The organism is Duganella sp. sic0402, from assembly GCF_019219065.1.
In the GTDB taxonomy this organism is placed as follows: domain Bacteria; phylum Pseudomonadota; class Gammaproteobacteria; order Burkholderiales; family Burkholderiaceae_D; genus Rugamonas.
In genome coordinates, this window is sequence record NZ_JAHUWK010000003.1 from 129,834 (window position 1) to 142,756 (window position 12,923).

The 12,923-nt window shown below is 64.2% G+C and carries 12 protein-coding genes; 6 read left to right on the plus strand and 6 right to left on the minus strand.

The genetic code is table 11. The features are described from left to right. Positions 1–6: 6 nt before the first annotated feature. Genes KW842_RS09600 through KW842_RS09615 form a run of 4 tightly spaced genes read left to right on the plus strand, consistent with a single transcriptional unit; the run spans position 7 to position 4,104 of the window. A complete protein-coding gene (locus KW842_RS09600; protein ID WP_218303874.1) occupies positions 7–2,139 on the plus strand; it encodes an FUSC family protein in 2,133 nt (710 codons plus the stop codon). Then, positions 2,129–2,329: a DUF1656 domain-containing protein gene (locus KW842_RS09605; protein ID WP_218303875.1), complete on the plus strand. Its 201-nt coding sequence runs from the start codon at positions 2,129–2,131 to the stop codon at positions 2,327–2,329. Before KW842_RS09600 ends, KW842_RS09605 begins: the two co-directional genes overlap by 11 nt. 22 nt (positions 2,330–2,351) lie before the next feature. Next, the gene (locus KW842_RS09610) at positions 2,352–3,212 is read left to right on the plus strand and encodes an efflux RND transporter periplasmic adaptor subunit (protein ID WP_218303876.1); all 861 of its coding nucleotides are present in this window, start codon (positions 2,352–2,354) and stop codon (positions 3,210–3,212) included. Beyond that, entirely contained in the window at positions 3,205–4,104 is a 900-nt protein-coding gene (locus KW842_RS09615) for a LysR family transcriptional regulator (RefSeq protein ID WP_218303877.1), read from the plus strand. The genes KW842_RS09610 and KW842_RS09615 overlap by 8 nt, the downstream gene beginning before the upstream one ends. A gap of 42 nt (positions 4,105–4,146) precedes the next feature. Here the strand turns inward: KW842_RS09615 and KW842_RS09620 are convergent, their stop codons facing one another. The 5 genes from KW842_RS09620 to KW842_RS09640 form a co-directional block, all read right to left on the minus strand. Then, entirely contained in the window at positions 4,147–4,893 is a 747-nt protein-coding gene (locus KW842_RS09620) for an SDR family oxidoreductase (protein ID WP_218303878.1), read from the minus strand. A gap of 3 nt (positions 4,894–4,896) precedes the next feature. Beyond that, positions 4,897–5,229 carry a hypothetical protein gene (locus KW842_RS09625; RefSeq protein ID WP_218303879.1) on the minus strand — a complete coding sequence of 111 codons (333 nt, stop codon included), beginning with the start codon at positions 5,227–5,229 and terminating at the stop codon, positions 4,897–4,899. Positions 5,230–5,251: 22 nt separating this feature from the next. Continuing rightward, on the minus strand, positions 5,252–5,908 hold the full coding sequence (locus KW842_RS09630) for a thiol:disulfide interchange protein DsbA/DsbL (protein ID WP_218303880.1): 657 nt from the start codon (positions 5,906–5,908) through the stop codon (positions 5,252–5,254). 88 nt (positions 5,909–5,996) lie between these two features. Continuing rightward, the gene (locus tag KW842_RS09635) at positions 5,997–6,872 is read right to left on the minus strand and encodes a cobalamin-binding protein (RefSeq protein WP_218303881.1); all 876 of its coding nucleotides are present in this window, start codon (positions 6,870–6,872) and stop codon (positions 5,997–5,999) included. Continuing rightward, on the minus strand, positions 6,872–8,848 hold the full coding sequence (locus tag KW842_RS09640; protein WP_218303882.1) for a TonB-dependent receptor: 1,977 nt from the start codon (positions 8,846–8,848) through the stop codon (positions 6,872–6,874). Before KW842_RS09640 ends, KW842_RS09635 begins: the two co-directional genes overlap by 1 nt. 157 nt (positions 8,849–9,005) lie before the next feature. Between KW842_RS09640 and KW842_RS09645 the strand changes: the two genes are divergently transcribed. Beyond that, entirely contained in the window at positions 9,006–9,800 is a 795-nt protein-coding gene (locus tag KW842_RS09645; RefSeq protein ID WP_218303883.1) for a class III extradiol ring-cleavage dioxygenase, read from the plus strand. Here the strand turns inward: KW842_RS09645 and ylqF are convergent. Further along, the gene (gene ylqF / locus KW842_RS09650; RefSeq protein ID WP_218303884.1) at positions 9,797–10,747 is read right to left on the minus strand and encodes a ribosome biogenesis GTPase YlqF; all 951 of its coding nucleotides are present in this window, start codon (positions 10,745–10,747) and stop codon (positions 9,797–9,799) included. The genes KW842_RS09645 and ylqF overlap by 4 nt on opposite strands. A 129-nt stretch (positions 10,748–10,876) precedes the next feature. Here ylqF and KW842_RS09655 point away from each other — a divergent pair, with 129 nt between their 5' ends. After that, on the plus strand, positions 10,877–12,871 hold the full coding sequence (locus tag KW842_RS09655) for an OPT family oligopeptide transporter (protein WP_218303885.1): 1,995 nt from the start codon (positions 10,877–10,879) through the stop codon (positions 12,869–12,871). The last annotated feature ends 52 nt before the right edge of the window (positions 12,872–12,923 follow it).

The window sequence follows — 12,923 nt, forward strand, 5'->3', positions numbered from 1 at the left end:
GACCACATGAACGCCTCTCCCGCCGCCTCTCCTTCTTCGGACCACAGCGCGGCGCGGAGAGCCCTCTTCTGGCTGCACGCGCAAACCGCCGACTGGCTGCGCACCGAAGGGGAACGCTGGATCTATGTGCTCAAGGCCATGCTGGCCGCCTTCTCCGCCTTGTGGCTGGCGTTCCGCCTCGGTCTTGATGCTCCTTATACCGCCCTCGCCACCACCATTGTGCTGGCCCTGCCCAGCAGCGGCATGGTGCTGGAAAAAGCCCTGCACCGTTTTCTCGGCACACTGGTCGGCTGCGCCGCCGCACTGACGCTGGTGGCGCTGTTCCCGCAGTCGCCGACCGTGCTGTTTCTCGGTCTGGCGCTGTGGGTGGCGCTGTGCACCGGTGGCGCGGCCATGCACCGCAACCAGCAGTCGTACAGTTTTGTGCTGGCCGGCTACACCGCCGTGATGATCGCCGTGCCGGCGGTTGACGCGCCGTCCGGCGTGTTCATGCTGGCGGTCACCCGTGTGACCGAAGTCGGCCTGGGCATCCTCTGTTCGGCGGTGGTGCACGACGTGATCTTCCCGCGCCGCCATTCGCGCGCAGTGATGCGCACCGTGCAGGCACGCTACGCCGGCTTCATCGGCTTTTGCCGCCAGGTGCTGGAACACCGCATCACGCCTGCGGAGGCCGAATTAAACCACCTGAAGTTTGCCGCCGATATCGCTGCGCTGGAATCCGGCCGCGCCGCCGCCTTCTTTGAAGCCGGCCACTCGCGGTCGCAAACCCGCCAGCTGCACGCCTTCAACGCCGCCTTCATGACGGCGTTAACCACCTTCTATACGCTGCACCGCCTCAGCCACCGCATGCGCGCCGCCGGCGAAGGCCCGGTGCTGGCGCTGGTGGAGCCGATGTACGCGCACATGGCGCAAACGCTGACCGAGGAGCTGACGCCGGCGCGGCTGGCGCAGATGCGCAGTGCACTGACAGCCGACATCGCGCTCGCGCGTGCGCAGCTGGCGGCCAGCGCGACGCTGGAGCGCGCGCTGCTGATCGATTTCGACACGGCGGTCGAGCTGCTGGAACGCTTCGCCGGCAACCTGGCCGACTTCGCCGCGCTGTACCACGGCCTGGCGCAGCAGAAACGCCAGCAGGTCAGCGATCCCGGCGCCTACTCGCCCAAGACGCCGCCCGCCATCATCGCCGCCAGCGGCTTCCGCGCCGGTGCCACGCTGCTGGTGACGGCCGCCATGTGGTACTGGCTGGCTTGGCCGGGCATGGTCAATGCGATTCTGATGGCGACCATTTTCTGCGCGCTGGCCTCGTCATCGCCGCGCCCGACAGCGCTGGTGCAGCAAGTGCTGATCGGCTTCCTGCTGGCGATTCCGCTGGACTTCATTACCGAATTCTTCATGGTCGCCAGCTCGGACAGTTTCTTCCCGATGATGCTGGCGGCGCTGCCGCTGTTTTCCTTCGCCGCTTACCTGAGCAGCGGCCCGCGCTGGGCCGGTGTCGGCATCGGCCTGGGCATGTTCTCGGCGACGCTGGTGGTGCCGATGAATATGATGCGCTACGACGTCGAGTCCTTCCTCAGCAGCGAATTGTCACTGACCATGGGCGTGGTGGTGGCCTTCCTGATGTTCAAGGTAGTGCTGCCGGAGCATACGATGGGCCATCGCGGCCACGTCGCCGCCGCGCTGTGGCGCGAGGCGCAGAACGCCTGCAGCAAAGGGCTGTATCGTCTCAAGCGCCGTTTCGACAACCGCGTGCGCGACCTGCTGAGCCAACTGAACGCCGCCGCCGGTCCGGCGCCCGGCGCTGAAACACGCGCCGTGGTGCGCCAGGGCCTGACCTTGCTGGAGCTCGGCCACGCGGTGATCGAGCTGCGCCAGCTGCTGGCTGCCTCGCATGCCGGTGATGCGCGCGACAGCCTGCAAGCGGTGCTGCGCGAACTGGCCGCCTATCTGGACGCGCCATCGCGCGCCACCGGCGAAACCGCGCTGCAAGCCATCCTGGACGCCGGCAGCGCCATACGCGCCGCCCTGCCCGACGCGCAGCACGAGCGCCGCGCGCGCCTTAGCACGGCGCTGACCGATCTACATTCCATCTACACGTCCTTGCTGGACCAGCTTTCGACAGGAGATATCCGTGCCGCGTGAAATCGATTTTTTTGGCGTGCTGCTGCCCGGCGTGCTGCCGGTGTTCTTACTCAGCGCCTTATTGCAGCTGGTGCTGGATGCAGTGCTGAGCCATGCCGGCGCGTATCGCGGCAGCTGGCACCCGGCGCTGGTGCGCCTCTGCATGTTCGTCTGCATCTTCAGTGCCCTGCTGGTCAGCTTGTACCAATAATTACTATCCTTGAGAGCCTTCTGTGAGCGCATCTAAAATTTTCCGTTTTTGCCTGACCATGCTGTTGCTGGCGGCGGCCCTGTGGAGCGGCCGTTCCGCCTGGGACCATTACATGGAATCGGCCTGGACCCGTGACGGCCGCGTCAAGGCCGACGTGATCACCATCAGCGCCGACGTTGCCGGCACCGTGACCGAAGTGCTGGTGCGCGATAACCAGCTGGTGCAAAAAGGCGAGGTGCTGTTCGTGGTCGACAAGGCGCGCTACGAAAACGCGCTGGCGCAGAGCAAAGCGCTGCTGGCGTCGCAGCAGGTGGAAAAAGGCCGCCGCGCGCAGGAGGCCAAGCGCCGCGCGGGACTCGACAGCTCCATCGTTTCCGCAGAGAGCAAGGAAACCGCCGACGCCGCAGTCGGCACCGCGTCCGCGCAATACCAGGCCGCCCTGGCCGCGCGCGAACTGGCGCAGCTGAACCTGGAGCGCACCGTGGTGCGCGCGCCGGTCACTGGCTATGTCACCAATCTGAATGTGCATCCGGGCGACTTTGCGGCAGTGGGCGCAGCCAAGCTGGCGCTGATCGACAGCAGCTCGTTCTACGTGGTCGGCTATTTTGAAGAAACCAAGCTGCCGCTGCTGAAGCTCAACGACAAGGTGGAAGTCCACATGATGAGCGGCGCCACGCAGCTGCAAGGCCATATCGAAAGCATTGCGCGCGGCATCACGGACCGCGATGCTAACCTGGGCCGCGAGCTGCTGGCCGACGTCAACCCGACCTTCAACTGGGTGCGCCTGGCGCAGCGCGTGCCGGTGCGCATCCACATCGACGCCAAGCCGCAAGACCTGGAGCTGGTGGCCGGCACAAGCTGCACGGTGGTGATCCATGGATAGCAACCTGATACGCCTGTTCATCGACGCCGCGCAGCTGGGCAGCTTTTCCGCTGCCGGCCGCAAGCAGGGCTTGTCGCCAGCGGCGGCCAGCGCCAGCATCCAGCGGCTGGAAGCATCGCTGCAGGTGAAGCTGTTCGAGCGCACCACGCGCCAGCTGCGGCTGACCGAGGAAGGCCGCTTGTACCGCCACTTCAGCGAACAGGCGCTGGCGCTGATGAGCGAAGCGGAAACCAACCTGCAAGCGGGCACCGGCAGCGTACGCGGCGTGGTCAAGATTTCGGCGCCGTCCGACCTGGGCCGCAATGTGCTGATGCCGATGCTGGACGAGTTTCGCGCCCGCCATCCAGAGATCCAGTATGCGCTGACGCTGAGCGGCAACGCCTCCAATATGGTGCAGGACGATCCGGACCTGGTGCTGCGCTACGGCCAGCTGGCCGGCAGCGACATGGTGACGCGCGTGCTGGCGCCCAGCCGGCGCGTGGTATGCGCGGCGCCGTCGCTGATTGCCCGCGATGGCGGCCCCGCCACGCCGGAGGACCTGGCAGACCTGCCGACGCTGGTGCTGGTAACGGCCATGGGCGCGATGCAGGAGTGGCGCTATTACAGCAACGATGAAGCGGACGAGCGCCGCTCGGTGCGCTTGCGGCGCGGCCAGCAAAGCAATGACGGTGAGATTTTGCGCAAATGGGCCATCGCCGGCCAGGGCTATGCTTACAAGGCGATACTGGATATTTCGGATGACCTGCGCTGCGGCAGGCTGGCGACGGTGCTGGATGAATACTTCACCGACAGCGAGCCGCTGACGCTGCTGTACCACCGCGACCGCTATCAGCCGCCGCGCGTGGCGCTGCTGATCGCGTATCTGCAACGGCGTTTTGCCGAGCTGGCGTAGACCGCAGCAGCGCAGCGCCCCGTCCTCGTTGCGCTGACCGGCTTACCGGGCGCCTCCGGCGTCGAGTATGGCGCCGCTGACATAAGACGACTGTGGATTCAGCAGCCACAAGATCGTCTCAGCAATCTCCTCCGGCTGGCCGCCACGTCCCAGCGGCACCGTAGACGCCAGCTTGTTGACGCGGTCCGCATCGCCGCCGCTGGCATGGATATCGGTGTAGACAATCCCCGGCCGCACGCAGTTGACGCGGATGCCCTCTGGCCCGACTTCCTTCGACAGTCCCAGCGTGAACACATCGATCGCCCCCTTGCTGGCCGCGTAATCGACATAGACATTGCCAGCGCCATGGCGCGACGCGCCCGACGAGACGTTGACGATGCCGCCGCCCTGCCCGCCACGCGCGGTGGACATGCGCCGCACCGCTTCGCGGCTGCACAGGAAGTAGCTGAGTACATTGGTGGTCAGCACACGCTGCAAGCGCTCGGCCGACATATCGGCCAACTGCCCTTGCTGCTCCAGCACGCCAACGTTGTTGACCAGTGCCGTCAACGGCCCCAGTTCTTCGTCGATGCTGCTGAACAGGCGCAGCACGTCGGCCTCGACGCCAACGTCAGCCTGCACGGCGATGGCTTCGCCGCCCTCGCCCGCAATCTGCGCGCGCAGACGCTCGGCCGCTGCGGCATTGCTGTGATAGTTGATGCAGACCGCGTAGCCGCGGCGGCTGGCCAGCAGCGCGGTGGCCGCGCCAATACCGCGGCTGCTGCCGGTCACCAGAAGCACTTGCTTCATCGCTTACTTCTCCGGACTCAGATTGGACATCGCGTAGGTCAAGTGCTGCCACCAATGCTCGCGCGACTGCACGCTGCTCAGGCACTTTTTGTCCAGCTCCGTCTTGAAGACCGGATCGCGGCACTGCTTGCTGATCAGCGCATTGCGCTGGTTCTCGGCATTCACCAGCGCGATGCCCATCCAGAAGATCAGGCCCATGAAAACAATCACCAGGCTCCAGGCCAGATGATTGATATGCGACCATTCAAACAAAGTCTCCAGCGCAGGCGAAGACTCCTTGTAAATCTTCATAACCTGGCCTTCGGCCTCTTCTCGCTCATTGCGCGGGAATTTCATTGTCTTATCCGTCCTTCCTTGATTACTTCTTTGCGGCGCGTTCCTGCAGCGACTTGGCCACCAGGCTGTCCACCACCGCGAACATGGCTTTGTGTGCGTCTGCCGGCGAACTCAGTCCGTGCCCTGCCACCGCCGGCGAGGTGGTGTAGCGGCCGTCAATGACCAATGCTGGCACACTGTCCAGTTTATACTGCGCCGCCACCTGTTGCGCGCGTTTCAGTTTAGTCTGTACGCCGAAAGAATTGAAGGCCGCCTGGTATTTGGCTTTATCCACGCCGTTTTTCACCACGAAATCCAGCAGCGCCTGATCGGTATTCAGGCGGTTGCGGTCGACGTGGATGGCGTGGAAGATTTTCTCATGCAGATGGGTGATGTTCAGCGCCTCCAGCGTGTAGAAGGCGTGGGCTTGCGCATCGTCGCCCATGTGCATGCGGCGGAATACCACTTTATCGCTATTTTTCTTGAGCCAGTCGGTCAGCAGCGGGTCCAGCACATTGCAGTGCGGGCAGTGGTACATGAAGAATTCCAGCACCTCGACTTTTTTGCCGGTGTCAGGACGCGGTCCGCTGACGCTGTTGTAATCCAGGCCATCCTTGAAGTCGGCGGCGGAAGCGCCGGCGGCAGCGGCCATAAAAGCAACGCTGGCGATCAGGGGGCGCAGCAGGTTCAGGAAACGCATAACTATCCTTCAAGTGTGAGATGAACGCGGGGAGATTACCACTTTTCCCCGGTTTCGGCCTAGCGGCCAAGTTGCTTCTAAGCTGCTTTTAAGGGCGCCGGCGGCGCGCCTGGTCCAGTTTCTCACACAGCACGGCAACGCCGTCGGCGATGCGCGGCGTGGCGCGCACCAGCAGCTCGCTGTCCAGCATGAACAGATTGCCGCGCTGGACCGCTTGCAAGCCGGTGTAGGGCTTCCAGATGCCGATGCCGGCCTGGCCGTCATGCTGCTCGCCGCCGATGATGGCTTCCGGATTCTCCTGCAATACCGCCTCGGTGCTGACCGATGGCGCAGTCACCTTCAGGCCGGCGAAGATATTGCGTCCACCGCAGGTACGCAGCGCGTCGGTGACGATATGCTCGCCGTTGAGTGTGAACAGCGGCTTTTCCCATATCTGGTAGAACACCCGCACCGGCGCGCGCTGAGCATAGCTGGCGGACAGCTTGCCGATCTTCTGGCGATAGTCGCGCGCAGCGGCTTGCGCAACCGCGTCGCTGCCCAGCAGTTGGCCCAGGCGGGTCAGGCTGGTGGCGACGTCGTCGAGTTTTTTCGGCTCGCTGTAGAAGATCGGGATGCCCAGGCTTTGCAGCTGCGCCAGCTGGCGCTCGGTATTCCCGGTTTTCCATACTACCAGCAGGTCCGGACGCAGCGCCAGCAGGCGCTCCATGTCGATCTGCGCGTTGGTGCCGATCACCGGCAGGCGCTTGGCCGCTTCCGGATAGTCGCTGTAGTTCATCGCGCCAACCACGCGCTCGCCGCCACCGGCTGCGAACAGCAGTTCGGTGATGTGCGGCGCGGTCGAGATCACCCGCTGCGCCGGCTTGGCCAGCGTGACGCGGTTGCCGGCGTCGTCCTGCACCGTGATCGCCGCATGCGCCGCCGTGCATGCGCCGGCCAGCGCCAGCATCAAGGCAAGGCTGCGCATCAGAAACTGTAGCGCGCCGAAAGCTTCAGCTGGCGGCCGTTGGATGGATAGATGCCGGCCTTGCAGCCGAAGGCTTGCGAGAAGTAGTTTTTATCCGCCAGGTTCTGGCCGGACACTGCCCATTCCCACTGGCCGAAGGTGCGCGCATAGCGCGCATCCAGCGTGGTGTAGGAAGGCATCTGGCCCGCGCAGTCGTTGGCGAAGTCGGCGCCATAGCGCTGCTTGTCGGTCCATTGCACGCCCACGTCGGCGGTCTGGCTGGCACCGGTCCAGGCCACACGCGCGCTCAGCGTATTTTTCGGCACCAGCACCATCTCCTTGCCGTCGTTGACGCCGTCGCGGAACTTGGCCTGTACGTGCTGGTAATGCGCGTTGACCGCCCATGCTGCGTTGATCCTGTGCTCCGCATCCAGCTCGAAGCCCTGGCGACGGCTTGGATCGAGATTGGTGTTGGCACCCCAGCCGAAGTTCGCCGTTGGATCGAAGAAGATTTCATTAGTCAGGTTGTGACGGAACAAGCGCGCCGTGATTTTCTGCGTGGCGCTGGCGTAGCTCAGGCCCAGCTCCGCGTCGTGCGACTGCTGCGCCGCCAGCGGTTTGTTGAACAACGGCGTGTAGGAGTCCTCTTCCGAGGTCGCGACGCGGAAGCTCTGCCCCAGCTTGCCGAATACCGTCACATTTGCAACCGGCATATAGCTGGCTTGCAGTTCCCACGCATTGAGCGCCTGCTTGGCGTCGTAGGCAGCGAAGGTCAGCGGATCGGCGTAATCCTTGTCGAAGATTTCGCGGCGCACGCCGGCCGAGATGCGGCCCTCATGCGCTGGATCGAAGCGCAGTTCGTCGCGCAGGTATAGCGCTTTGGATTTCTGCTCGGCGTCGGCAGCGGAGAAGCCAGAGGCGGTGGTGCGCTCCCACTTGGTGAGGTCGACGCCGGCCACCAGTTCATTAACCATGCCCTTGATGGCGCCCAGCTTGCGCACGCGCGGCGAGAACTGCCACTGCTTGCTGTCGTAGGTAGCAGGCGACGGCACGCCGTCGTAGAAGTAGGTCGACTCCACCGTCTTCTTGCGATACGACAGATCAGCGGCGATATCGTGGCCGTACAGGCGGCGCTGGCCAAAGACGGTCAGGCGGTCGCTGTCGAGCGAGCCATAGTCATTCGGCGTCAAGGTCTGGCGTGGGTAGGCTGTAAACTGCGCTTCTTTCAGCGCGCCGGCAAATTGCATCTCCTGGCGCGCGCCCTCATAGCGGAAGCCGACGCGATCAAACTGGCTGGCAAACCATTGCGCGCCGCCGCTGAAGTGGGTTTGCTTGAATTCGTTGTTGTCGCGGTAGTTGTCGGTGCGCTGGGTGCCCAGCGTTGCGTCGGCAGCGAAGTTATCCCAGGCTTGCGCGCCGGACAGGCGCACTTCACCAGCGTTGAACTGGCCGCCTTCAACGAACATGCTGGCGCTGCGGCTGTTGGCCTGCGGACGCCTGGTGACGATGTTGATCACACCGCCGGTGGCGCCGCCGCCATACAGCACGCTGGCGCCGCCGCGCGTGATTTCAATCCGCTCCACCGTGTCGATCGGGATGGTCGACAGCACCGCGTTGCTGAGTTCATTCTCAGACAGGCGCACGCCATCCAGCACGATCACCAGATTCTGGCTGCTGTTGGTGCCGAAGCCGCGCAGATCCAGGCCGAAGTCCGGGCTGCCGTCCAGCGACTGGCGGCCATACACGCCGCCGACCTTGCGGATGGCCGCGTTGACGTCATTCGCGCCAGCACGGCGGATCTCGTCGGCGCTGATGATGATCGCGCCAACCGGCGCCAGCGACGGCTCGGCGTCGAAGCGCGCGCCGGTCACGCTAATCGACGCCAGCGCCTGGCCGGCTTGCGCCACATCGGCTTCTTCAGCGTGGATCGCGGGCGCGGCAAAGCACAGAGAGACGGCGGCAGCCAGCAGGCGCGGACGGAATGCGGAGGAATTCATGTTGTATCGTTTTCTAAGCGGGCAGGAAGCATGCGGGAGGCGTCGCAACATTATACGCTCGGCAAGGTCATTCAGTTTTTGGATATGATCTATCTATATTTACTGCATTGATTACGCAACTATGAGTCCCTATAGTAAAGGCTGAAAGGAACTCACAATGAAGCTACCTACTTATTTTCTGTCCCACGGCGGCGGCCCCTGGCCGTTCATGATGGACCAGGTCGGCCACCTGTACGGCAAGCTGGACGCCGCGCTGCGCGATATCCCGCGCCAGCTCGGCGTTACGCCGAAAGCGCTGCTGGTGATTACCGCGCACTGGGAGGGACGCGATTTCATGCTGTCGTCGTCGCCGAAACCGCCGATGATTTATGACTATGGCGGCTTCCCGCCGCATACCTATGAGGTGCAGTATCCGGCGCCGGGTTCGCCGGAGCTGGCAACGCAGGTGCGCGGTTTGCTGGAAGCCGGCGGCGTGCATGCGGTGCTGGATGGCCAGCGTGGATTTGATCATGGCACTTTTAGTGCGCTGTATCCGGTGTATCCGCAGGCGGATGTGCCGATCGTGCAGTTGTCGCTCAAGTACGGACTGGATCCAAAGGAGCATCTGGCGGTGGGACGCTTGCTGGCGCCGTTGCGCGAGCAAGGGGTGCTGATTGTCGGCAGTGGGCTGAGTTATCACAACCTGCGCGCTTTCAACGCGGCTGGCGCGGCGGCTTCGCACGCGTTTGATGGCTGGCTGCGCGCGACGATGGCGCTGCCAGCGGCGCAGCGTAGCGCGCAGTTGATCGATTGGGAGCAGGCGCCGGCGGCGCGCATGGCGCATCCGCGCGAAGAGCATCTGCTGCCGTTGATGGTGGTGCTGGGCGCGGCGGAAGACGAAGCCGCGACGGTGCCGTATCACGAGGACGCCTTCATGGGCGCCCTCGCGGTCAGCAGCTTCAGGCTCGGTTAGCTACCGCGCTTGCCGTTGGCGGCGGCGCGGGCTTTTTCAGCGGCGATAGCGGCTTTCTCGGCGGCCTTGGCCGCCATTTCGGCTGCGTGCTGCTCCAGCCGTACGCCACGCGTGGCCGGCGTTTCCAGCGAGATGCGCCCCAGGATGCCGCTGCGGTAGTCGCCCAGGAAGGTGTGTGCGGCTTTTTCGTAATCCAGATCGCCCCCCTTCTGGCGGAAGCCGCGCTTGACGCCGACGCCTTCCACCACACCGATCGCGTCAAACGTTTCGATGTCCTTGAAGCCGTAGCGCGCCACCAGCAGTTCCGGGTAATGCACCAGCAGCTCGCCGGCCAGGAATTCGGCCACTTCCTCTTCAATCAGCGCATTCGAGCCGATCGCATGGCTGGCGGCCAGCATCAGGCCGTCGCTCGGCAAGGCGATCTTCGGCCACAGCATGCCAGGCGTATCGACCAGCACCGTGTTCTTGTCCAGATACAGCTTCTGCTGCTGCTTGGTCACCGCCGGCTCGTCGCCGACTTTCGCCACGCGCTTTTTCAGCAGCGCATTCATCAGCGTCGATTTGCCGACGTTGGGAATCCCCATGATCATGATGCGCAGCGGCTTGGTCGGCACGCCACGGTGCGGCGCCAGCTGCTTGGCCAGCTCCGGGATGCGCGCCACGTCGGCCGGTTTCTTGGTGGTCATCGCATACGCGGTCACGCCTTCCTGCGCGTTGTAATACGCGGTCCAGGCAGCGGTGGCGGCCGGATCGGCCAGGTCGATCTTGTTGAGGATCTTCAGGCACGGGCGCTGGCGGAATTTGCGCAGCTCTTCCACCATCGGGTTGGTGCTGGCTTCGGGCAGGCGCGCGTCGACCACTTCGATCACCAGATCGGTGTTCTCCATCTGTTCCGCCGCCTTCTTCTTGGCGGCATTCATATGCCCTGGGTACCATTGTATCGACATGCTCTGACCTTCAAAAACGTTCTGACAACCTGCTATTTTACCTGCTAACCGGTGCAGGATTCGTTTATCATGAGTCGCCTTTCCCTTTTCTAACCATATAAACAATATTTATCAACCGGAGTGCTGAAGATGAGCATAGCTGCACCGTCCAACCCGAAGGAAATCACCCTACGCGGGATTATTCTGGGCATTCTGATTACGCTGGTATTTACCGCCGCCCAGGTCTACCTGGGCCTGAAGGTCGGCCTGACCTTCGCCACCTCGATCCCGGCCGCCGTGATCTCGATGGCCCTGCTCAGCGCGTTCAAGGACGCCACCATCCAGGAAAACAACATCGTCCAGACCATTGCCTCCGCAGCGGGCACGCTGGCGTCGGTGATTTTCGTCCTGCCCGGCCTGCTGATGATAGGCTGGTGGGCGCACGTGCCGTTCTGGCCGACCTTCGGCGCCTGCGCCATCGGCGGCGTGCTGGGCGTGATGTACACGGTGCCGCTGCGCCGCGCGCTGGTGTCGCAATCGACACTGCCGTATCCGGAAGGCGTGGCCGCCGCTGAAGTGCTGAAGGTCGGCATGGCCTCGCGTGAAGGCGCGGCCGAAGGCAAGGCCGGTCTGCGCGCGGTGATCTGGGGCGGCCTGACCTCGGCCGCTTTCGCCGCCCTCGCCGCCGCCAAGCTGATGGCCGCTGAAGTGGCGATCTTCTTCCGCACCGGCTCCGGCGCCACCGGCATCGGCGCGTCCAGCTCGCTGGCGCTGATCGGCGCCGGCCACCTGATGGGCATCACGGTGGGCGTGGCCATGCTGGCCGGCCTGGTGATCGCCTGGGGCATCCTGGTGCCGCTGATGACCAGCCTGACGCCAGCCGCTGCCGGCATGGCAGTGGCTGACCACGCACTCAGCATCTGGTCCAAACAGGTGCGCATGATGGGTGCCGGCGTGATCGGCATCGCCGCCATCATCACGCTGGCCGGCCTGGCCAAGCCTATCCTCGGCGGCCTGAAGTCGGCCATGGACACCGCGCGCAAGGCCAAGCTGGAAGGCGCGTCGCTGGATCGCACCGAGCTGGATATTCCGATTTTCTTCGTCGGCCTGGTGACGCTGATTGCGCTGGTGCCGGCCGGCTGGCTGCTGGCCAGCTTCCTGCAAGGCGGTCCGCTGGCCTCGCTGGCACTGCCGCTGGTAGCGGTCGGCGTCGGCTACATCCTGATCGCCGGTATTTTCGCGGCGGCCGTGTGCGGCTATATGGCCGGTCTGATCGGCTCGTCGAATTCGCCGGTGTCCGGCATCGCCATCCTGACTATCCTCGGCGCGGCGCTCAGCGTCGGCTTCGTCGGCCGCAGCGTGATGGGCCCGGAAGTGGCACAGGCGCTGATCGCCTTCGCGCTGTTCGTCACCACCGTGGTGCTGGCGGTGGCGGTGATCGGCAACGACAATCTGCAGGATCTGAAGACCGGCCAGCTGGTCAACGCCACCCCGTGGAAGCAGCAGGTCGGTCTGCTGATCGGCGTGGCCGCCGGCTCGTGCGTGGTGCCGCCGGTGCTGGAACTGCTGAATCACGCCAACGGCTTTGTCGGTGCGCCGAATCTGGATTCGATCTCCGACCAGCCGCTGGCCGCACCGCAGGCGCTGCTGATCTCGACGCTGGCCAAGGGCGTCATCGGCGGCAATCTGCAATGGGATCTGCTGGGCTATGGCGCGCTGATCGGCCTGGGCCTGGTACTGATTAACTTCGCGCTGAAGAAGGCCAGCAACGATAAGTACTCGCTGCCGCCGCTGGGCGTCGGCCTGGCGATCTACCTGCCGAGTGCGGTGATTACGCCGGTGGTGATCGGCGCCGTGGCCGGCTGGCTGTTCGAGCGCGCGATGGAGAAGAAAGCCGGCGGCGAGTCGGCCAAGCGCATCGGCGTGCTGGTGATGTCCGGCTTCATCGTTGGCGAGAGCTTGTTCAATGTCGCGCTGGCCGGCATGATTGTGCTGTCCGGTGTTGGCGAGCCGCTGGCCATCGCCAACAGCATGGGCGAAGGCACCACCATGATCATCGCCCTGGTGCTGGGTGCGGCCATCGTCTCGGGCCTGTACCGCTGGTCGGCCCGTAGCGGCGCGGACGTGCATAGCAAAGGCCAGTAGACAAAAAAGCAATGCACCTCTATGATTGCCATATTGTAATCATAGAGGTCTT

Coding starts and splice junctions, on each gene's coding strand:
- KW842_RS09620 (WP_218303878.1), bottom strand. CDS start 4,893: ATGAAGCAAGTGCTTCTGGTGACCGGCAGCAGCCGCGGTATTGGCGCG.
- KW842_RS09640 (WP_218303882.1), bottom strand. CDS start 8,848: ATGAATTCCTCCGCATTCCGTCCGCGCCTGCTGGCTGCCGCCGTCTCT.
- KW842_RS09635 (WP_218303881.1), bottom strand. CDS start 6,872: ATGCGCAGCCTTGCCTTGATGCTGGCGCTGGCCGGCGCATGCACGGCG.
- KW842_RS09645 (WP_218303883.1), top strand. CDS start 9,006: ATGAAGCTACCTACTTATTTTCTGTCCCACGGCGGCGGCCCCTGGCCG.
- KW842_RS09600 (WP_218303874.1), top strand. CDS start 7: ATGAACGCCTCTCCCGCCGCCTCTCCTTCTTCGGACCACAGCGCGGCG.
- ylqF (WP_218303884.1), bottom strand. CDS start 10,747: ATGTCGATACAATGGTACCCAGGGCATATGAATGCCGCCAAGAAGAAG.
- KW842_RS09625 (WP_218303879.1), bottom strand. CDS start 5,229: ATGAAATTCCCGCGCAATGAGCGAGAAGAGGCCGAAGGCCAGGTTATG.
- KW842_RS09655 (WP_218303885.1), top strand. CDS start 10,877: ATGAGCATAGCTGCACCGTCCAACCCGAAGGAAATCACCCTACGCGGG.
- KW842_RS09615 (WP_218303877.1), top strand. CDS start 3,205: ATGGATAGCAACCTGATACGCCTGTTCATCGACGCCGCGCAGCTGGGC.
- KW842_RS09630 (WP_218303880.1), bottom strand. CDS start 5,908: ATGCGTTTCCTGAACCTGCTGCGCCCCCTGATCGCCAGCGTTGCTTTT.